We start from the raw sequence: 18,518 nt of genomic DNA, 5'->3' as shown, positions 1-18,518 counted from the left end.
ATCTGAATGTGCGGACGCCGATATTGATCGGCCGACAGGGGATTTCATGACCGTCGTCCTTACGATGAATAAATTGGAAACGGCGATTTACTCGACGATCGCCTACCGGGATATTTTCCATTTCCCGGTGTCTGTGCCTGAAATCCACCGCTACCTGCATGGCATCCGCTGCACGCCCGGCGACGTGCAGCACGCGCTGGGCGGCCCGGCCCTGGCCCGCCACCTGGAAACGGACGGCACCTATCACGCTCTGCGCGGCCGGGCCGACCTGTTCGCCATCCGCCGTACCCGGCGGGAGCTGTCGCGCCGGCAATGGCCGACCGCGCGACGCTATGCCCGCTTCCTGGCCAGCCTGCCCAACGTGCGCATGGTGGCGATGACGGGCTCGCTGGCCGCCGGCAACTTCCCCCCCGACGGCGACATCGACTTCCTGCTGGTGACCGACGCCGGCACCATGTGGCGCACGCGCGCCTTCTGCCGCCTGCTGGCCCTGGCCGACGCCAAGCTGGCGAACGGCCTGTTCTGCCCCAACACCTTCCTGTCGCTGGCGGCCCTGCCCCTGGCGCGCCGCAGCCTCTATGACGCGCAGGAGCTGTGCCAGATGATCCCGCTGTATGGCCCGGACGTGTATGAGACGGTGCGGGAGGCCAACGCCTGGACAGCCGACTGGCTGCCCAACGCCGTGGGGGCGCCATTAGGCAGCCTGAACTGCGTCCCTTACACCACCGCCCTGAAGCGCGCCGGGGAATGGCTGCTGGCCAGCCCCCTGGGCCGCGCGCTGGAGGGACTGGAGGCGCGGCGCAAGATCCACCGCTTCAATGAAACCGACCGGCTGAAGGGCGCCTGGACCCGCTCCACCCGGGAATCCCACAGCATGTGGGATGAGATGCGCTTGAAGATCGAGGCGGCGTGGCAGGCGCGCATGGATGAACTGGCGGCCCGGTAGGCGGCCATGGCGACGCCCTTCCACACCCAGTACCTGGCCCTGGTGGCGGAGATCGAGACACGCTTTGCCGTCAGCCGCTGGACCAGCGGCGACGCCCATCTGTGGCCGTTGGCGCGCATGGACCTGTACCTGGACCTCTACCGCCAGCATGTGGCCGACCCTCAGGCCGGCCGGCCATCCCGGGTCGCGCGCGGCTTGCGCACTCTGGCCCAGCCGCTGGCGACGCTGGGGCGCCGGGACAACGTCATCCTCCGGCCCCACCGGGCCGACATCCTGTTCCTGGGCGACGGCGTATCGGTGGAGCGCATCGACGGCGCCTGGGAGGATCGCTATGGCGAACCCCTCATGGCGGTGCTGGAGGGCGACGGGGCCCGCTGCCTGCACCTGCAACCCGGCCGGCGCACGCCCTGGCGCCGGCCCACCCTGAAGATCGACTTGATCGCAAGCGCCGCCCGCGCGCTGGCCCCGCTGGTTCGCGCGCCGCTGGATCTGCCGCAGCATGCTGAAGTGGTGGACTTCCTGGCCCGCCAGGGCGTGCCGGCGCCCTCCTTGCGGCCGGAACGCCTGGCGCGGCGTGCCATGGGGCTGCGCGCCCGGGCCCAGGCCTTGGGCCTGGTGCTGGACATCGCCCGGCCGCGCCTGGCCTTCACCACCACCTGGTATGCCGGCTTGGGATCCGCCCTGGCGCTCGCCTGCCGGCGGCGTGGCATCCTGTCGGTGGATGTGCAGCATTGCCCCCAAGGCGGACGGCACAAGGCCTATGGCTGGGCGGGCGTGCCAGCGCAAGGCTATACCACCCTGCCCGCGCTGTTCTGGACCTGGGACCCGGCCGATGCCGCCCACATCAGCACCTGGACGGACGGGCATTGGCATCAGGCCCTGGCCGGGGGCCATCCCCGCCTGGGCCCCTTTCTCGACGATGCCGATCCGCGCACCCAGGCTTGGGATGAGAGGTTCCGCCAGGCCGCCGGCGGCGACGCCCAGCGCGATATCCTGGTGGCCTTGCAAACCACCGGTCCGTCCGCGATTTGGGATGCGGTGGCCGATCGCATCGCCGCGGGCCCGCCGGAATGGCGCTGGTGGATCCGCCGGCACCCCGCCGCCGCCCCCAGGGACGACCGGCGCCATGCCCGGTTGCTGGCGCTGCGCGGCCCGAACATCCGCATGGAATCCGCCTCGGCCCTGCCGCTGCCAGCCCTGCTACGCCATATGGACGCCGTGGTGTCGCTGGCCTCCGGCGTGGCGGCGGAGGCGGTACCCTTCGGTGTGCCGGCCTTGTTCCTCAGCGCCGACGCCACCGGCCCCTTCGGCCACCTCGCGGAGGCGGGACATGCCCGGGTGGTGGCGGACCTGGATGCCCTGATCCCCACGCTGGCCGCCCTGCCCAAGGCACGATCGCGCCGTGCCGCCCAAATCCCGAACCTGGCCGTCGGCCTGCGGCGGCTGGAGGCGATCGCCGCCAGCTACCGCGCCCTGTGGGCCGACGCCTGAGCGGCGGGCGTGCCCATTCGGCGGTCGGCGACGACACGGCCCTCGGCGAATTCCAGGACGCGGTCGCACAGCATCAGGCTTTCCCGCCGGTGGGCGATCAGCACAATGGTGGGCCGCCACGGCAGCGTCGCCAGGCCGGCCAGCAGGGCGCGCTCGCCCGCGATGTCGATGGCGCCGGTGCTTTCGTCCAGCACCAGCAAAGGCGGCTCACGCATCAGCGCGCGGGCCAGGGCCAGGCGCTGGCGTTCCCCGCCCGACAGCAGGCCACCCTGGGCGCCCACGACCGTGTCCAGCCCCTGGTCCAGGCGGTCCACCAGGGCGCTGGCGCCCACCAGGCCAAGGGCGGCGCGCATGTTGGCTTCGCTGGCCGAGGGGTTGGCCCAGGCCAGGTTGGCGCGGATGCTGTCGTGGAACAGGAAGGTATCCTGCGGGGCATAGGCGATGGCGGCCGCCCATTGCCGCCGCGCGGCACCGGCCAGGGTCCGGTCGCCCACGGTGATGGTGCCGGTATCGGGCACCGTCAGGCCGACCAGCAGATCGGCGAAGGTGGTCTTGCCGGCACCGGAGGCGCCCGTCACCCCCACGAAGCTGCCGGCCTCAAGGGTCAAGTCCAGGCCGGACACACCCCGGTCGCCGCCGGGGTGGCGGTAGCTGACCTGGTGGAAGCGGATGGGCTGCGGGCCGGCGAATGCGCCGCCGGCCCCGATCTCGGCCGCCGCCGCCGGCGCGGCGCCGGCCAACTCCGCCTCCAGCGCCCGGATCTTCTCGTACGACGGCAGGAAGTTGGCGAACTGCTGCGCGCCCTGCTGCAACTGGGCGGCCGGCGCGCTCATCCGCGCCAGCACCAGCACGAAGACAATCAGCACCGCCGGCGGCACGTCCAGCGCCCAGACCCCCACCATTATGGCGGCGGCGCCCGCCAGGGACGCCAGCGTGGTGAAGGCCAACTGCGCCTTGGTCTGTTCCCGGGTCAGGGCGACCTGGCGGCCCATCAGCCGACCCAGGGTGCCGTTGAACTCATCGGCGAAGCGCTGCTGCATATTCTGGCTGAGCGCCAGCTTGAGCCCCCCCAGGAATTGGGCGCCGCTGGTGGCCAGGTGCAGATTGGCGTCGGCCACCTCGCGCCCCAGGCGGCGCGACCGCGCCAGCTGTGGCAGCAGGGCCAGGGTGGCCACCGCCAACAGTGCACCGGTGACGGCCGCCAGGGGGACAGAGAACAGGCAGGCCAGCCCCCACTGCACCAGCAGCAGGAAGAGGGAGGTGGCGCCCTGAAGCATGAAGTGGGCACAGGCGCCGGTCAGGATGATGTCGCTGCTGAGCAGGTGGTTAACCCGGGCATGCGGCAGGGTCGACAGCCGCGTCCAGGGTGCCGCGACCAGCCGGGCCACCAGCCGCGTGCGCTGCGCCTCGACAAAGCCGATGCGCAGGGTGGCCAGCAGTACATCCCGGTGCCACAGCACAACCGCCCTCAGGCCCACCAGCAGGGCGAAGCAGGCCAGCAGCGGCAGCAGCCGGGCCAGGGGGTCGTCGCCGGCGGACCGCCACGGCAAACGCCCCGCCAGCGCCGCTGCCCAACCCCCACGGTCGCCCCCCACCACCAGATCCAGCAGGGGGACCAGCAGCACCAGGCCCACGCCCTCAAGTCCCGCGCCCAGCATGATCAGGATGGCGGCCTTCAGCCCGTCGCCGCCGGCGTGGACCCGGAAATCCCGGAAGAAGTCCCAGGCCGACCGGGCCAGCTCACGCCCTGCGCCACGCTTGTCCATGATGATGAGGAATCCCTGGTTACGCGCTGATTTCTTGGCACAAATCGGGGTCGGACACCGCAACTATATATTTCACCGGGTGGGGAATAAGCAGGCGCCGCCATCCGTCTTCAAGGGTGATGTCTTCCGCGATCCCCATCCCACCCCTGAGGGTCCTGGTCATCGGCGCCGGCCCGATGGCAACCCAGGTCCACATGCCCGTGCTGGCCGCCCTGCGCGACCGGGGGCTGATGGACCTCGCCCTGGTCTGCGACCTGGACAGGGCACGGGCGGACGCGGCGGCGGCCACCTTCGGCTTTGGCGCTAGCACCGGGGATGCAGGTGCGGCCCTGGCCCGCGACGATATCGACGCCGTCCACATCTACGCCAGCGCCCAGCTTCATTACGAATATGGAATGAGGGCCTTGAGCCAGGGCAAACATCTGTTTGTGGAAAAGCCAGTGGCGCCCGGCGCCGCCCAGGCCCAGGCCATGGCCGACTTGGCCCGTGCCCGGGGAGTTGTGGCGGCGGGTGGCCACAACCGCCGCTTCTACCCCTCGCTGCGCGCCGCCCGGGCGCGCGCCGGCCTGGCCGGGTGGCGCCAGGCGGAGGCCGTGTTCCACAAGCCCCTGGCAGGCCAGCCGCCGGGCTTCGGCGCCACCAGTTGGCTGGGTGCCAACGGCATCCATGCCCTGGACGCCCTGCTGTGGATGATGGGGGGCCTGCCGGACCATCTGACGGCCCATGCCTCGGGTGAGACATTCAGCGCCCTGATGCGCTGGCCGGGCGGCGCCCAGGCCGCCTTCCTTTGCGACAACGCCGCCGGGTGCCGGCGCGAGGACTACGCCTTCCATGCCGCCGGCGAAAGCTGTGCTGTCACCGAGACGGCGCTGACCGTGCAGACGGATGGCCGCCCCCTCACCACCGCCTTCCCCGGCGGCATGACCAGCTTCGCCCTGGAGCACGACGCTTTCCTGGACGCCATCCGCACGGGGACGGAGCCGCCGCACAGCCTGGCCGCCCTGGTCCCATCCCTGCACCTGTGCGACCTGATCGAGCGCGGGCACATCGGCGCCGTCCCCCCGTTCTTGGCGGCGGCGACCACGGCGCCCGCGCCCGCGGAACGCACCATCCTGGTGGATGGACATTGGGGGGCCGCCCTGTCGCCCCTGCTGGCTGGCTATCGCCTGGTCACCCCGGGCGACATGACGGAAACGCGGTCGGACGTGGTGGCCGCCTTGCTGGGCCGGGGCGCCCTGCCACTGGCGCCGGACCTGCTCGCCCGCCTGCCCAATCTGGCGGTGGTGGGCGTCGCCGGCCTGTCGGTGGCGCGTTTCGGCGCCGACGACCTGCTGGCCCGGGGCGTGGCCGTGGTCAACGCCAGCGACGCCCATGCCGACAGCGTGGCGGAGTTCGCGCTGGGCCTGGCCATCCTGGGCCGCCGACGTGCCTTCCAGGGTGATGCGGTCATGCGTGATGGCGGCTGGGGAGTGGTGCCACCGCTCCGAGGTCTGCGCGGCCTGGCCCGGCGGCTGAAGCCCACGCTAACGCGCCTGGGCCTATTGCCCCTGGCGCAGAAAATGAAGGCGCGCCTGGGCGGCGACGGGCGCGGCCGGCCGCCGCAAGCCCGCGACCTGACCGGCGCCACGGTGGGCCTGGTCGGCTGGGGCTCCAACGCTTACGCTTTCGCTCGGCGCCTAACCGCCTGCGGCGCCCGAGTGCTGGTGTGGTCCGAGAACGCCGCCGAAGCGGACATCCGCCAGGCGGGCGCCAGCGCCGCCGCCCTGGATCAAGTACTGGCGGCCGATATCGTCAGCCTGCACCGGGGCCTGACGCCCGCCACCCGGCATACCCTGGGGGCGGCCGAACTGACCCGCCTGCGCCCCGGTGCCGTCTTGATCAACGTGGCGCGGGGGGGCCTGATCGAGCCCACGGCCCTGCTGGACCGCCTGCGCCGGGGCGACATCTTCGCCTGCCTGGACACCTTTGAGGAAGAGCCGCTGCCGCCCCGCCACCCCTTGCGGCGCCTGCCCAATGTCTTCCTGACGCCCCACATCGCCGGCGGCAGCGCCGACATGCAGGCCCGGGCGGCGGATGAGGTGGTGGCCAAGGTGGCGCGCCTGCTGGATGGCGGGGCGACCGACATCCTGACGCCCGCGCGCCTGCGCAGCATGAGCTAGAACGTCCGTTCCAGACCCAGGGCCACGAAATCGCGATCCGCCAGCAGTTGCTGGCTAGGGGCGCCGATATAATGGGTCAGGGTCAGGTTGGCCTTCCACACGCTGCGGTAGGTCGCCGTCACCCCCACCGTCAGGTCGCCGGCACCGGCGTTCTGGGCGTAGTAGCTGAGGCTGTGGCCCGTGATGTTGTAGCCCAGGCCCAACGGCACCGTCAGGTCCAGGTTGGGCAGGACCTGGAAGTAGTGCGGTTCGAACAGCACGCGGGCCTTGGTGGCGACCTGGTGCCACTGGTTGCCGTCATCGTCGCGCACGACACCCACCACGTCGTCCACCGCCGCCTCGGCATTCACGTCGGCGCTGTCCCACAGGCTGGACCGGCCCAGGGCCGTGGTCAGCGACAGTTGGCCGTGCACCATGTCACCCCGGACGTACGCGGCATAGCGTTCCGTCACCGACCCGCTCACGAAGGGCGGCGGCAGCACCAGCGGCATGTTGTGCCGGGCGGAGACCTCGCCCGTCACGGTGTTGTCTCCCAGGGACGCGCTGAAGCTGGCGCCATAGAGGTGGACGCTGCCGGGATAGACCAGGCGGTAATAGCCGGCCGCGCCAGGGGCCGAGGCGTCGCCGTCGGGACCGACGACATACTGCGGGTCCATTGCATTGTAGCGCAGGGCGTAGAGACCGTAATCCACCCCGTCCACGGTGGCGTGCAGCGACACGCCGAATTGGCCATCGGCACCGGGCGTGCGGTCGCCTTGGCGGGCCAGGTAGCGGCCGGGCCCGACATAGAGGCGGTCGGCGCCGGCGCCCAGATAGTCCAGGTAACTGAAATAGCTGCCGCTGCCGGCCTGGCGCGTCGGCCGCCATTCGAACTGGTCATAGAAGGACAGGGCCACCTCGGGCCAGGGCTGGACCGTCACCGCCGCCTGCCCCACCGGCCGGTAGATGTCGCTGGTATAGGCGCTGGGCCCGCCCACGGCCCGGCTGTAGTCCGCCGGCGCCATGGCGGCGGCGATGGAATTGGTGTCGTAGAACAGGCTTTCACCCCACACCAGGGCCTGCCGGCCCACGCGCACCGACACCGGCATGCCGGCCAGGGTGAAAGCGCCATGGGCGAAGGCCTCGCGCATTTCGGCGTGCTGGCCCTGCAGGTCGCGCACCGCCGGGGCGAAGTGGCCGGGCGTGGCGGTGGAGGCGTTGATGGCCTGCGGGTCCGCGTCATCCGTCCGGCCCTGATAGGCGGTGTCGTACCAGGCGGCGGCACTGGCGTGCACGCCCCAGTCGCCCCAGCCCAGGTCCAGGGCCGACAGCAGATCCAGCCGGTTGGAGACCAGGCCGGGGCCGAAATTGCGGTCGCCGTCATCCCAGTTGGTGTTGGTCAGCAAAGCCCCCTTACGAGGGCCGATGCGATCCGCCATCGTGTAGCGCACCGTGTTGTCCCAGCGCAGATCCAGTCCGTCGCCGGAATAGAGATCCGCCGCGCGGACAGGAGCGGCCAGGCACAGGACGGGGAAGACCAATAGGCCGAGAACGCGGGACGCCATTGCGCTTTGGCTCAATCCATCAAAGGCTTGCCGCATCGACACTACCATACCCCGCGACAGGATGCGCCAGCGCCACATCCCGCTTGTGTCGCCAAGGGCCGCACGCCATGATCCCCGGCACCCATCGCCGGCGCCGGCCGAAACACGGGAAATCCCGGCACGCCGGCGCGCAGCCCCTTACACCACCAGGCGCCGTACGCGAGCCCATGCGATCTACTGCCGTCCCGTCCCCCATATCGCTGGCCGCCGTGCTGCTGGCCACGCTGGCGCTGGCCTGCCAGCCCACCAGCACCCGCGCCCAGGTGACGGAGCAGGAGGCGGCACAGCTGAAGTCCCGACTGACCCCGGTGGGCGCGGAGCGGGCGGGCAACGCGGACGGCAGCATTCCGGCCTGGACGGGCGGATTGAGCGCGCCGGGCCCTGCGCCTGCCGGCCCGCGCCCGGACCCGTTCGCGGCGGAAAAACCGCTGTTCTCCATCACCGCCAAGAACTTCCGCGATTACGCCGACCGGTTGCCGGAGGGGGCCAAGCACCTGTTCGAGCGCGACGCCGACTATCGCATGGACATCTATCCCAGCCACCGCACGGCCGCCGCCCCCGACTGGGTCTATGAGAACATCCGGCTGAACGCCACGCGCGCCCGGCCGGCGCCGGAAGGCATCGCCTATGGGGTGGAGGGGGCCGTGGGCGGCATCCCCTTCCCCATCCCCAAGGATGGGTTCCAGGCCATGTGGAACCACCTGCTGGCATACTGGGGCCCCGCGCGCGAGGTGACGGTCAGCACCTATGTCGTGCCGGCGGACGGGGTGGTGGAAAAGGCCAGCGGCTACAAGGAAGTCGCCGACTTCCCCTATTACTACCGCGACGCCACGCCCGACAGTTACGGCGGCTATTACTTCAAGACGCTGCATCTGGCCGTGGCCCCGGCCTCCCGCGCGGGCGAAGGTTACCTCAACTGGCAGCCCATCAACATCAAGCGCCACGACTTCGCCGCCTGGCGCCTGCTGCCGGGGGAACACCGCGTGCGCAAGGCGCCGGCCATCTCCTACGACGTGCCGGACACCGACGCCGCCGGCTATATGAGCGAGGACGAGTACTACATCTTCTTCGGCGGCCTGGACCACTATGACTTCAAGCTGGTGGGCAAGGCCGAGATGTTCGTGCCCTACAACAACAACCGCTTGTACGCCAAGCCGGTGGGCGAGGTGCTGGGCCGCACCCACCCCAACCCCGACGCGCTGCGCTATGAGCTGCACCGCGTCTGGGTGGTGGACGGCACCCTGGCCGCTGGCGCGCATGACGTTGTCCCGCATCGGCGGCTCTACCTCGACGAAGACACCTGGATGGCGGTTTACGGGGATTCCTGGGACGAGCAAGGCAAGCTGTGGAAGTTCGGGCAGGCCACCATGTACCTCATGCCGGACGTGCCGGCGGTGGTGATCGGCAGCCAGTTCATCCATGACTTCGAACTGGGCGGCTACGCCTACACCTTCGCCTTCAATGGCGAGGCGAGGCCCTACACCGTCACCGCCCCGCACCCCGCCACGCTGTTCAGCCCGGATAGCCTCTCGGCAAGATCGGTGCGCTAATCCTCACGCCGTCAGCCCGACATAGGCCATGCTGGCCAGCTTCTGCATCACGGCGGCCGACATCTCCCCGGCCATGACCATGCTCAGCTGGTCGTCCTGCCAGATGCAGACGCGCAGCTTGTCGCGCTTGAACTGGTCGAAGCGCACCGTGCCGTCGGAATGGCGCAGGTAGATGGTGAACAGCCGGTCGTCGGCGTCGCGGTAGGCCACGGTGGCCGCCTGCCCCTCCACCTTCACGCCGGCCAGGCGATAGCCGGCGCGGGTCAGGTCAGGCACCTTGATGTTCAGGGCCACGACGCGGCTGAGCGCCGCGTTGTAGGGGGCGAGGTCGCTGGGCACAGCCGCCGGCACATCGCGTGCCGCCAGCGCCATCTGCACGACATCGCCGGCCGGCCCGCCTGCCGGGCGGCCCGCCAGATAGGTGCCACCGCCCACCAGCAGCAGCACGACGGCGGCCACGGCGCCCAGGCGGCGCCAGTCGGCCCAGGGCCGGGCGGCGTGCCCATTGGCGGCAGATTGCGCCAGGTCGACCAGGTGCTGCGGCACCGGCCGGTCGATCAGCGGGCTGTACAGCCGCTTCATCATGGCCTTGTCGGCCTCGTACCCGGCCAGGCGCTCGGCCAGGGCGGGGTCGGCCAGCAGGGCGGCCTCGACAACGCGGGCGCGGTCTTCCGGCAACTCGCCATCCAGGAAGGCGTGCAGGTCGACCTCCGCGATGGAGGGATGGTTGGGGGTATGGTCGCTCACTTTCGGTCTTTCGATACTGGGTGCTGTTGGCCCAGGGGCAGCGGGATGATTTCCGCGCCCTCGCCTTGCATCACGCTACGCAACCGCTCACGGGCTCGCGCCAGGCGCGACATCACGGTACCCACCGGGATGCCCAACTCCTCCGCGATCTCGCGATAGTTCAGTTCCTCGACACTGGACAGCAGCAGGATTTCCCGATGCTCCGGCGTCAGCCGGCTGACGGCCTTCACGAAGTCCCGCGCGGCCCCGACGTCGGTCGGCGGCGCGCTCAGTTCCACATGGTCGGCCAACTCGGTGATGTCCTGCTCCTCCCCCCGGCTGTTGCCGCGGCGGATCTCGTCGGTGTACAGGTTCCGCAAGATACGCCGCAGCCAGCCGGAGATGCGGGGCAACTCCCGCAATTGCGCTGATTGGCGCAGCGCGCGTTCCACACAATCCTGGACCAGATCATCCGCCAGCGCGGCATTGCCCACCAGCGCCAAGGCATATCGCCTCAGCGCCGGCAACTGCATGACCAGGGCGTTCGCGAATTGCTGGGGCACGGCTTAGGGCTCTCCGACGCGGGGCCAGACACGGGCCATGTCGAACCAATGGGAAACCTCGCGCCCGTGCCTACGCCGCATCAGCTTACGTCCATCTTCACCGGCATCCCAGGGGCCAATTCCCCGGTGGATCACGGTCCTCTCATCCCTAAGACGGATGGCCTTCCGCGTTTATTCCCCGAGGCAACCGCTATGCGTTCGAAATAGTGTCGGCGAAATAGTGCCGGGCTTCGTCAGCACGCCTTGCGCCGGCTCAGGACCACCAGGGGCGTGCGCGCCAGGATCTTGAGGTCCAGGGTCAGGCTCGCGTTGTCCACGTACCAGGCGTCCAGGTCCACCCGCGCCTGCATGTCCGCCACCTGGGGCGTCGCCCCGCGCGCGCCGTTGACCTGGGCCCAGCCGGTGATGCCGGGCCGCACGTTCTGGCGGTAGAGATAATTGGGAATGCGGGCGCGGTAATAGTCGTCATGGGCGGCGGCATGGGGCCGCGGCCCCACCAGCGACATCTCCCCCGACAGCACGTTCAGCAGTTGCGGCAGCTCGTCCAGGCTGGTCACCCGCAGGACGCCGCCCACCCGGGTGACGCGGGGGTCGCCCTCGGTGGCCTGCACCACGTCGGCGCCATCCTCCAGCACGTGCATGGTGCGGAACTTCACGATGTGGAAGGGTTGGCCCGCCAGGCCGATGCGCTGCTGGCGGAACAGGATGGGCCCCCGGCTGTCCAGGCGGATCAGCAGGGCGATCAGGCCCAGCAGCGGCAGGCAAGCCAGCAACAGCGCCAGGCTGAGCGCCATGTCCAGCGCGCGCTTGGGCGTCAGGTGCCGCCGGGCGCGGCGCGGCGGCACCTCGACCACTTCGGCCCGCGGCGCCGGCTCCGGCATCCGCAACGGCTGGGGCGCCGTCATGGTCACGCGGCGGTCCCGGCAAATGTGGTCCCGGCGGGTGTGATAACGGCAGGGCCGGTCCCGGCACAAGCGATGACCAGCGCCCGGGCGGCTTGGCACAGGGCGTCGGTCAGGTCCGCCTGCGGCAGCTGGCCGCCCAGGTGCAGGACGGCCACGCCGTGCAGGGTGGACCACAGCAGGCGGCCCAGGGCGACCGGATCGGCGACCGGATCGGCACACGACGGCCCCACCACCGCGAAGCCGGCGGCGTGGGCGGCGAAGGCATCCTCCACCCGGCGTTCCTGGCGCCGCACTTCCGCCACCCCGGGCACCTGGGCCGGCGCCAGGGCGAACATCAGGCGATAGCGCGCGGGCTCGGCCGTCGCGAAGGCGCCGTAGGCCGTGGCCAGGCCGGCCACCCGCTCCTCCAGCGTGCCGCCGCCCCGCGCCTGGTCCAGCGCGTCGGCCAGGCAGGCGAAGCCGTGGGCGCGGACGCAGGCCAGGATGGCCTCCTTATTCTCGAAATAGCGGTAGGGCGTCATGACGCTGACGCCCAGGCGCTGCGCCAGGTCCCGCATCTTGAACCCGTCTAACCCCCGGTCGGCGAAGAGGCCGGCGGCGACATCGCGGACGCGATCGCGCGGGGTGGTGGTCTTGGCGCAGGCGACGATGGACGGCATGGATCCTCCGACAGGCAACGTGGGGATGTCTCCCCTCATTCCCATGACGGATACGGACCGCGGGTTTATTCCCATGAGCCGGCGCTATTTTCACAGCGCAATACGCAGCGCCGCCTCCACCGCCGGCAGGACGCCATGGTCCGGCCGCGCCTGGTCGTCCTGGACGCTGCCGCGCAGGTCCAGGGTGAAGTGGCGGAACGGCAGGCTGAGGCGTCCTTCCAGGATGTTCACCTTGACGGGGGCGGGGCTGACGATGTTGGCGCCGGCCGACTGCGCCGTGCCGATGACGGCGTGGTGCAGCGTCATCTCATAGGTCCAGCCATCGGCATCGGTCCAACTGCCCTGCAGGGACAAGAGGCGAGAGTCGTCGTCCAGGCTGAAGCCGATGGTGCGGCCGCGATAGCGCATGCCATCGGGGTAGCCGCCGTTGGTGTAGGAGAAGCCGTAGATGCGGCTGGCGAAGCTGAAGATGTCGGTGGTGGAGATGCTGTCGGCATACTCCGCCGTCAGCCGCAGGGGGCGGCCCGCCAGGGGTATGAAGGCGGTGGCGCCGAACAAATGGCTGGTGCCGGAATGGGTAATGGGGGAGCTGTCCTCGTTCATCAGCTGCATATAGGCCTGGACCGGCACACCCCACAGGTCATGGCTGTACTTGATGTCCACCACGCCCTCGTCATTGGTCCGGTTGACGTCGGTGGGGGAGTTGTTCAGCTGGAAATACTCCGCCGGGTCGCAGGGGTGCCCCTGGCCGCAGATTTCCCCCGTGCGCGCCAGGCCGATCTCCAAGCCCGGGGCCGGGTTGACGGTGACGCGCAGGGCGTCGAACACCGTGTTCTTCTGCAGGCGCGGGCCGTCGAGAAGGCCCAGGAAGAACTCCGCCTGCCACGGCCCCAGCCATTCCAGCACCGGCCAGGTCGAGGGGGAGGTGTCCAGGCGCTGGATGCCCACCTGGGGCATCGGCCGGGCGTTGTTGGACAGGGTCAGGGCCGAGATCCAGCCCGGTCCCCACCAGTGGGTCAGCCAGCCGCCGTAGACCAGGGCGTCGCCCGCCTTCACCGCCAGATAGCTGTCATCCAGCGCCAGCTTGGTGGCGCCGTTCTTGAAGTCCTGGGTGTAGCTGCCCACGGCCAGCCGGGCGGCCACGGTGTTGGAACTGTAGGACAGCGCCACCTGGGTCTGTCCCTCCCCCCGGCCCAGACTGTCGAAGCCGTGGACCAGCGCCGGTGCATTGGTCAGGTCCAGGCTGGCGCTGGTGCTGAAACCCGGCCGGTTCTCCCGCGTGGCGCGGCCCAGCACGCGCAGCGCCGCCGCCTGCACCGCATCCGGCTGGGCGTCCAGATCGGCGGCCTTCAGCGCCGGCACGATGGCCGTCCAGGGTAAGGGCCATTGCGTGGTGACGCCATCGATCAGGCCGGCCGCCGCCAGCATTTCGATATCGCCCCGCAACGGGTTATCGCCCACCTCGCCCCAAGGCGAGGCGCCGGCCAAACCCGTCGTGCCCAGCAAAAGAAACAGCGCGCCGGCCAGCCGCCGGCCCATCGCCCCGGTCCGCATCCTCAGGGTCCCACATGGCCGAACCCGGCCCCGCCAGCGGGGCCGCGCGCCACCTTAAAACCAAGGGAAAACGGCGGGATAGGACGTAACTTCGTATACGGACCCGGCCCCGGTGTGGGCTGACCCATACCATGAGAATGGCGGCGAGGCGGACCGCCAAAGCTCAGGCAATGTTGCTGCATCTCCTGAACAAAGCCTGACCCCACCGATGCAAAATCTGGCCGTCCTGACGCTGTAGTTTGAGAAAACCGCTTCTGTCCGCTTCGCGCTCCATAATAGTCGTTCTCGGGACTCAGGGCGTTTCCCGAAAGCGGCCGTTCGTTAACCTCTACATTCGGCGACAAGGAATTTTGTGCAGGAGGATTTGATCAAATAAGGGCATGTTCTTACAGATGTAAAAATGCAAACCTTCCCACACTAAAAAATACTGGTTACGTTGTTAGGCTGCGGCACTGGATCTCGACCCAAAATTCTATCCAGCAACCGGGGTTTGATAAATAGGGATCTAGAAATCGCAGGAATTGGAATTCCCATCTGACCGCTTATTAAGTCCAGACTTTCTGTGAGAACTTCAGGACTCTCCGGCGCCATGACGTTATCCTCATACTCCTGTATGGCTTCACCGTGCCGATTAAGCCCGATATACCCGGCCCTCGCCTGATCATCTGAAAACACACCCAGTTCTCGCCCTCGAAATAGGATCGCCGCCTTAGACACCCCCCAGCGCATCTTTAATTCAGCTAGACGCGGCCAGTTAAGCCGTGAACCACGGATTGCGCTCTGGCATTCAGTAGCGAACGTAGACCTAGGCATCAACAACGCGCTCGCGAACCTGTTCGCTTGCGTTTCAGTCAACCTATCCCCGGTCAAAATTCCAATGTGTAAAGAAAAATGTCCTAGTTCATGAGCAATTCCGAATCTCTCACGGCAGACAGAGCGACCATGTTTATTCAGCGCGATTAGCGGATGCTTAGTAGAAAATGAAATAGCGTCAATTTCTGCTGCTAAACCGTCGATCTTCATGACTACTGCACCGGCGTTCTCCGCAATCCTAGTCACGTTGCTGAGAGGGCCTAAGCCAAGACTGAACAGCGATCGGAATTTCTCAGCACCACGCTCAATTGATTCGGGCGATGTGGGGTCTGCTTCCATGACCTTAAAAGGTGGCAAATCCACATGTTCATCGAGATAGCTGACTACCCGCTTAAGCATCTCGCCCTTTGCCCTGGCACTTTGTCGTAGCGCAACTTTGGTCGTCAGTTGTCGACGGAAGTGGCACTGCTCCTCAGAAATCGGATCAAGGTCAGGGTGCGAAAAAAAATCCGGAAGAACGTCAAGCTCATCGGCAAGCGCCATGCGAAGCTGCTCAGAAACAGCTTCGGCCCCGCTTTCTACCCGGCTCAGGAACTGCTTCGAAACATCGACCTTCTGCCCCAACTCGGCGAGGGAAAGGTCATGGAACAAGCGGAGTAACCGCAGATTTGCACCGACAAACTGGGTCATTTTGTGACAGAAGCGTTCACATCACCCTCATCACGCCGCTTCGGCGTAACCTGCGGCTTATTGACTTCGACCGCCGACGGCAGTTCAGCCTGACCTTCAATGCGGAAGACACGCACTTCGCTGGAAATCCAGCGACATACAATCTCGCCGCTTGCCGCAAAGCCGAGAAACTCGACGCGGGGATCAACGCTATCGTCATGACCGCGAGTGCGATCAATCACGAAGCAGAAACGTGCAGGCTTCCCCTTATCAGCCTCAGTAAAAAAATCCAACTGATGGCGATTAGCCGTTAGCACGGCATCCTTTGAGGGGTTGCTGGCATCATCATTGCTGAAGCGGCAAGGTACGTCACCAATAGTAAAAACCAGATCGTTATTGGAGTTGAGCACACCAAGCCACTCAAACTGGCGGGAGCGCCATTCCTTCACGACGCGATTCTTTTGGCGACCGAAAGTGGTGCAGCCACGCGTGTAGCCGTTGTCCGTGTCGCGGGTGAGATCATCCTCAGTCGCATACAGTTCATCCAAAAGCCAGCGCGCGACCTGCTCAAGGCGGACCGTGGTCAAGCTTGGGTGAAAGACCGAAGGCAAGGGATGGCTCATGCTGATACTCCGCGTAATAAGGCCATTATAATTGTGCAAAAGCGGAAATTCGTCAACCGATTTTCTGTGCATTTTTTAATTTTCGTCAACTTGGCTAGGGCAAGAGATCAAGGAAGGCCAGAATGGCACATCCGACAGTCGACCATCCGCTTCCGGCTCCATAGCCGCCACTCCCCTAACCCGCCCAGACCCAAGGACGCGCTGGCCCATAAGGTGAGCCCCCCAATTCTCATGCTATGGGCCAAACTTTCTCAGTCTACGGGTCCGCTCAGCCCCGATCCAAGCTGCGGAGATAGGCGCAGAACATGTCGGCCATGGCGTCGGCATAGGTCGATATCTCCGCATCCGTGCGCGGGGTTTCGGAATAGTCCTTGCCCACTTGGCTCACGGTCGTCTTGATCAGATCGCCCGCCATGGCGCGCACGGCGTCGCTGGCGTTGGGCAAGGCCTCACGCATGAAGGTCGCGACGACATCGTCGGCCGATCCCCGCGCCTCCTTGGCCTCCGGCGCGTCGCGGTAGAGGGGGGCGGCATCGGCCAGGGCGCCCCGCATCGCCGCCTCCTCACACTCCGACTTCAGGAAGGCGTGGACCAGAGCGCGCAGCCGGTCCAGCGGCGGCCGGGCGCGATCCTCCAGGATGGCGCGCAGCATGTCGGCGGTCTGCCGCCATTCGTCGCTTTGCAGGCGGAACAGGATGGCGGCCTTGTTGGGAAAATACTGGTACAGCGACCCGACGCTGACGCCCGCCTTTTCCGCCACACGGGCGGTGGTGAAGCGGGCCGCCCCCTCCTTCGCCAAAACCTGAACCGCCGCCTCCAGGATGGTGGCGACCAGCCCGGCGGAGCGGGCCTGCTGCGGCTGCTTTCGTGAGGAAATGCGGGGGCTGGCGCGGTCGGGCATGGCGGGCCGGGGCAATGCGAATAGGGAACATGACGAATTAGTCGTATTTTGAGGGCGGCGCAAGACCGCGCCGCGTCAACCCGGATTTATCCCCATGAGCACCCTGACCACCGCCCCCGTGGCATCCTTGCTGGACCGCCTGTTCGCGGAGGCCGCCCGGATCACGCCCTCCTCCATTCCCGGCGTGGCCGACATGATGGCGCGCGGCGACCATACCCACCTGATGCGCAGCAAGACCGAGTACCGCAGGTTCTACAGCGCCCTGAAGGACATGCCCCTGGCGGTGTCGCGTGAGGCGGGAACGCTGCTGTACATGCTGGCACGCGGCTCGAACGCACGCACGATCGTGGAGTTCGGCACCTCCTTCGGCCTGTCCACCCTGCATCTGGCGGCGGCCCTGCGCGACAATGGCGGCGGCCGGCTGATCACCACGGAGTTCGAGCCATCCAAGGTCGCCCGCGCGCGGGAAAATCTGACGGAAGGCTGCCTGATCGACCTGGTGGAAATCCGTGAGGGCGACGCCCTGCAGACCCTGGCCACCGACCTGCCGCAGACCATAGATCTGTTGCTGCTCGATGGCGCCAAGGCCCTGTATCCGGAGATCCTGGATCTGGTGGAAGGCCGCCTGCGACCCGGCGCCTACATCCTGGCCGACAACGCCGACCACAGCCCGGATTATCTGGCTCGGGTGCGCGACCCCGCCAACGGCTATCTCTCCCTGCCCTTCGGCGAGGATGTTGAGCTATCGCTCAAGCTCCGCTGAAGCCCCGTCAGGTGAAATTGGCGAAGATCTCGTTGAGTTGCTTGCCGGAAGCGCCGGCGGCCAAGCCGTCGAAGGAGCCGGCCTGGAGCCCCTCCGCCGCGCGCAGGAAGCCGCCCCAGGCGGCGCGCGCCAATCCGCCGCCGACGCTGACCCGGCGCACGCCCCAGTCGGCGATTTCCGCCAGGCTGGGGCCGGGGCGCATGACCAGCAGGTTTACCGGCTTGGGCGCCACGGCGCGGACCAGGGCCATGACGTCGGCCTTCTCGACCAGGCCGGGGGCGTAGAGGCAATCGGCGCCCGCGTCGGCCAAGGCCACCATCTTGTCGATGGCCTCCGCCACGCGGGATGGGTCGCTCAACAGGATCTCAGTGCGGGCGACCAGCACGGCCTGCGCGTCGACCTGGTCGATGGCCTTCCGCGCCGCGCGGATACGCTCCACCGCCGTGGCGGTGTCGTAATGGCCGGGCTGGCCGTCAGCGCGGATGTCCTCGATCGACAGGCCGGCGACACCAGCCTCAACCGCCATGCGAACATTGGCCGCGAGATCGCTGATTTCATGGGCGAAGCCGGACTCATAGTCCGCATTGACCGGCAGGTCGGTGGCCGGCACCAGGGCGCGCAGGTGCGCCAGCACGTCGTCGCGCGTCACGCCGTAATCCGGCCGGCCCTGCGTCCAGGCATAGCCGGAACTGGTGGTGGCCAGGGCCTGGAAGCCCAAGTGCTGCAGCATCCGGGCGCTGCCCACGTCCCAGGGGTTGGGCAGCAGGAAGCAGCCGTCCTGATGCAGGGCGCGGAAGGCCGCGCGCTTTTCCGTGATGGTGCGTGTCATGGTCCGTTTCCCTCCCGT

General features: G+C 68.0%; 16 protein-coding genes. 5 read left to right on the top strand and 11 right to left on the bottom strand.

Annotated features, from left to right (window positions below):
- Nucleotides 1–46 precede the first annotated feature (46 nt).
- Nucleotides 47–946, top strand: a complete 900-nt coding sequence (locus tag Y958_RS24555) for a nucleotidyltransferase domain-containing protein (RefSeq protein WP_145727627.1) — start codon at nt 47–49, stop codon at nt 944–946.
- A gap of 6 nt (nt 947–952) precedes the next feature.
- A complete protein-coding gene (locus Y958_RS24550) occupies nt 953–2,437 on the top strand; it encodes a hypothetical protein (RefSeq protein ID WP_088874543.1) in 1,485 nt (494 codons plus the stop codon).
- Here the strand turns inward: Y958_RS24550 and Y958_RS32885 are convergent.
- On the bottom strand, nt 2,410–4,203 hold the full coding sequence (locus tag Y958_RS32885) for an ATP-binding cassette domain-containing protein (protein WP_088874542.1): 1,794 nt from the start codon (nt 4,201–4,203) through the stop codon (nt 2,410–2,412). The two genes, Y958_RS24550 and Y958_RS32885, sit on opposite strands and share 28 nt — an antisense overlap.
- Nucleotides 4,204–4,322: 119 nt before the next feature.
- On the opposite strand from Y958_RS32885, the gene Y958_RS24540 reads away from it, so the two are divergent.
- Nucleotides 4,323–6,362 carry an NAD(P)-dependent oxidoreductase gene (locus Y958_RS24540; RefSeq protein ID WP_088874541.1) on the top strand — a complete coding sequence of 680 codons (2,040 nt, stop codon included), beginning with the start codon at nt 4,323–4,325 and terminating at the stop codon, nt 6,360–6,362.
- Here Y958_RS24540 and Y958_RS24535 read toward each other — a convergent pair.
- Complete coding sequence (locus Y958_RS24535) at nt 6,359–7,906, bottom strand: DUF1302 domain-containing protein (protein ID WP_186291594.1); 1,548 nt, start codon at nt 7,904–7,906, stop codon at nt 6,359–6,361. The genes Y958_RS24540 and Y958_RS24535 overlap by 4 nt on opposite strands.
- Nucleotides 7,907–8,112: 206 nt before the next feature.
- Between Y958_RS24535 and Y958_RS24530 the strand changes: the two genes are divergently transcribed.
- On the top strand, nt 8,113–9,495 hold the full coding sequence (locus tag Y958_RS24530; protein WP_186291593.1) for a DUF1329 domain-containing protein: 1,383 nt from the start codon (nt 8,113–8,115) through the stop codon (nt 9,493–9,495).
- Nucleotides 9,496–9,498: 3 nt separating this feature from the next.
- Here the strand turns inward: Y958_RS24530 and Y958_RS24525 are convergent, their stop codons facing one another.
- The 8 genes from Y958_RS24525 to Y958_RS24490 all read right to left on the bottom strand — a co-directional run bounded on the left by Y958_RS24525 (nt 9,499) and on the right by Y958_RS24490 (nt 16,908).
- Nucleotides 9,499–10,242, bottom strand: coding sequence for an anti-sigma factor family protein (locus Y958_RS24525; RefSeq protein WP_088874538.1), 744 nt, complete (start codon nt 10,240–10,242; stop codon nt 9,499–9,501).
- On the bottom strand, nt 10,239–10,784 hold the full coding sequence (locus Y958_RS24520; RefSeq protein WP_244909682.1) for an RNA polymerase sigma factor: 546 nt from the start codon (nt 10,782–10,784) through the stop codon (nt 10,239–10,241). The genes Y958_RS24525 and Y958_RS24520 overlap by 4 nt, the downstream gene beginning before the upstream one ends.
- Before the next feature lie 233 nt (nt 10,785–11,017).
- Complete coding sequence (locus Y958_RS24515) at nt 11,018–11,689, bottom strand: exopolysaccharide biosynthesis polyprenyl glycosylphosphotransferase (protein ID WP_088874537.1); 672 nt, start codon at nt 11,687–11,689, stop codon at nt 11,018–11,020.
- Nucleotides 11,690–11,691: 2 nt separating this feature from the next.
- Nucleotides 11,692–12,348, bottom strand: coding sequence for a TetR/AcrR family transcriptional regulator (locus Y958_RS24510; protein WP_186291592.1), 657 nt, complete (start codon nt 12,346–12,348; stop codon nt 11,692–11,694).
- 90 nt (nt 12,349–12,438) lie between these two features.
- The gene (locus tag Y958_RS24505; protein WP_088874535.1) at nt 12,439–13,902 is read right to left on the bottom strand and encodes a capsule assembly Wzi family protein; all 1,464 of its coding nucleotides are present in this window, start codon (nt 13,900–13,902) and stop codon (nt 12,439–12,441) included.
- Between the two features lie 417 nt (nt 13,903–14,319).
- Nucleotides 14,320–15,405, bottom strand: a complete 1,086-nt coding sequence (locus Y958_RS24500) for an XRE family transcriptional regulator (protein WP_088874534.1) — start codon at nt 15,403–15,405, stop codon at nt 14,320–14,322.
- Nucleotides 15,402–16,007 (bottom strand): hypothetical protein, encoded by a 606-nt coding sequence (locus Y958_RS24495; RefSeq protein ID WP_088875216.1) that lies wholly within the window; start codon nt 16,005–16,007, stop codon nt 15,402–15,404. Before Y958_RS24495 ends, Y958_RS24500 begins: the two co-directional genes overlap by 4 nt.
- A 268-nt stretch (nt 16,008–16,275) precedes the next feature.
- Entirely contained in the window at nt 16,276–16,908 is a 633-nt protein-coding gene (locus Y958_RS24490) for a TetR/AcrR family transcriptional regulator (protein ID WP_088875215.1), read from the bottom strand.
- Nucleotides 16,909–17,002: 94 nt separating this feature from the next.
- Between Y958_RS24490 and Y958_RS24485 the strand changes: the two genes are divergently transcribed.
- On the top strand, nt 17,003–17,671 hold the full coding sequence (locus Y958_RS24485) for an O-methyltransferase (protein ID WP_088874533.1): 669 nt from the start codon (nt 17,003–17,005) through the stop codon (nt 17,669–17,671).
- A 7-nt stretch (nt 17,672–17,678) separates the two neighbouring features.
- Here the strand turns inward: Y958_RS24485 and Y958_RS24480 are convergent, their stop codons facing one another.
- Nucleotides 17,679–18,500: an isocitrate lyase/PEP mutase family protein gene (locus tag Y958_RS24480; RefSeq protein WP_088874532.1), complete on the bottom strand. Its 822-nt coding sequence runs from the start codon at nt 18,498–18,500 to the stop codon at nt 17,679–17,681.
- Between the last annotated feature and the right edge of the window lie 18 nt (nt 18,501–18,518).

This window comes from Nitrospirillum viridazoti CBAmc (assembly GCF_000730165.1).
Lineage (GTDB): Bacteria > Pseudomonadota > Alphaproteobacteria > Azospirillales > Azospirillaceae > Nitrospirillum > Nitrospirillum viridazoti.
Note: the sequence above shows the minus strand (reverse complement) of the source record. Positions and strands in the feature narration are given on the sequence as shown.

What these genes read in the sequence shown, in the direction of transcription:
- Y958_RS24530 (WP_186291593.1), top strand. Translation starts at nt 8,113, where the DNA reads ATGCGATCTACTGCCGTCCCGTCCCCCATATCGCTGGCCGCCGTGCTG.
- Y958_RS24555 (WP_145727627.1), top strand. Translation starts at nt 47, where the DNA reads ATGACCGTCGTCCTTACGATGAATAAATTGGAAACGGCGATTTACTCG.
- Y958_RS24535 (WP_186291594.1), bottom strand. Translation starts at nt 7,906, where the DNA reads ATGGCGTCCCGCGTTCTCGGCCTATTGGTCTTCCCCGTCCTGTGCCTG.
- Y958_RS24505 (WP_088874535.1), bottom strand. Translation starts at nt 13,902, where the DNA reads ATGCGGACCGGGGCGATGGGCCGGCGGCTGGCCGGCGCGCTGTTTCTT.
- Y958_RS24515 (WP_088874537.1), bottom strand. Translation starts at nt 11,689, where the DNA reads ATGACGGCGCCCCAGCCGTTGCGGATGCCGGAGCCGGCGCCGCGGGCC.
- Y958_RS24550 (WP_088874543.1), top strand. Translation starts at nt 953, where the DNA reads ATGGCGACGCCCTTCCACACCCAGTACCTGGCCCTGGTGGCGGAGATC.
- Y958_RS24485 (WP_088874533.1), top strand. Translation starts at nt 17,003, where the DNA reads ATGAGCACCCTGACCACCGCCCCCGTGGCATCCTTGCTGGACCGCCTG.
- Y958_RS32885 (WP_088874542.1), bottom strand. Translation starts at nt 4,203, where the DNA reads ATGGACAAGCGTGGCGCAGGGCGTGAGCTGGCCCGGTCGGCCTGGGAC.
- Y958_RS24490 (WP_088875215.1), bottom strand. Translation starts at nt 16,908, where the DNA reads ATGCCCGACCGCGCCAGCCCCCGCATTTCCTCACGAAAGCAGCCGCAG.
- Y958_RS24495 (WP_088875216.1), bottom strand. Translation starts at nt 16,007, where the DNA reads ATGAGCCATCCCTTGCCTTCGGTCTTTCACCCAAGCTTGACCACGGTC.
- Y958_RS24480 (WP_088874532.1), bottom strand. Translation starts at nt 18,500, where the DNA reads ATGACACGCACCATCACGGAAAAGCGCGCGGCCTTCCGCGCCCTGCAT.
- Y958_RS24500 (WP_088874534.1), bottom strand. Translation starts at nt 15,405, where the DNA reads ATGACCCAGTTTGTCGGTGCAAATCTGCGGTTACTCCGCTTGTTCCAT.
- Y958_RS24510 (WP_186291592.1), bottom strand. Translation starts at nt 12,348, where the DNA reads ATGCCGTCCATCGTCGCCTGCGCCAAGACCACCACCCCGCGCGATCGC.
- Y958_RS24540 (WP_088874541.1), top strand. Translation starts at nt 4,323, where the DNA reads ATGTCTTCCGCGATCCCCATCCCACCCCTGAGGGTCCTGGTCATCGGC.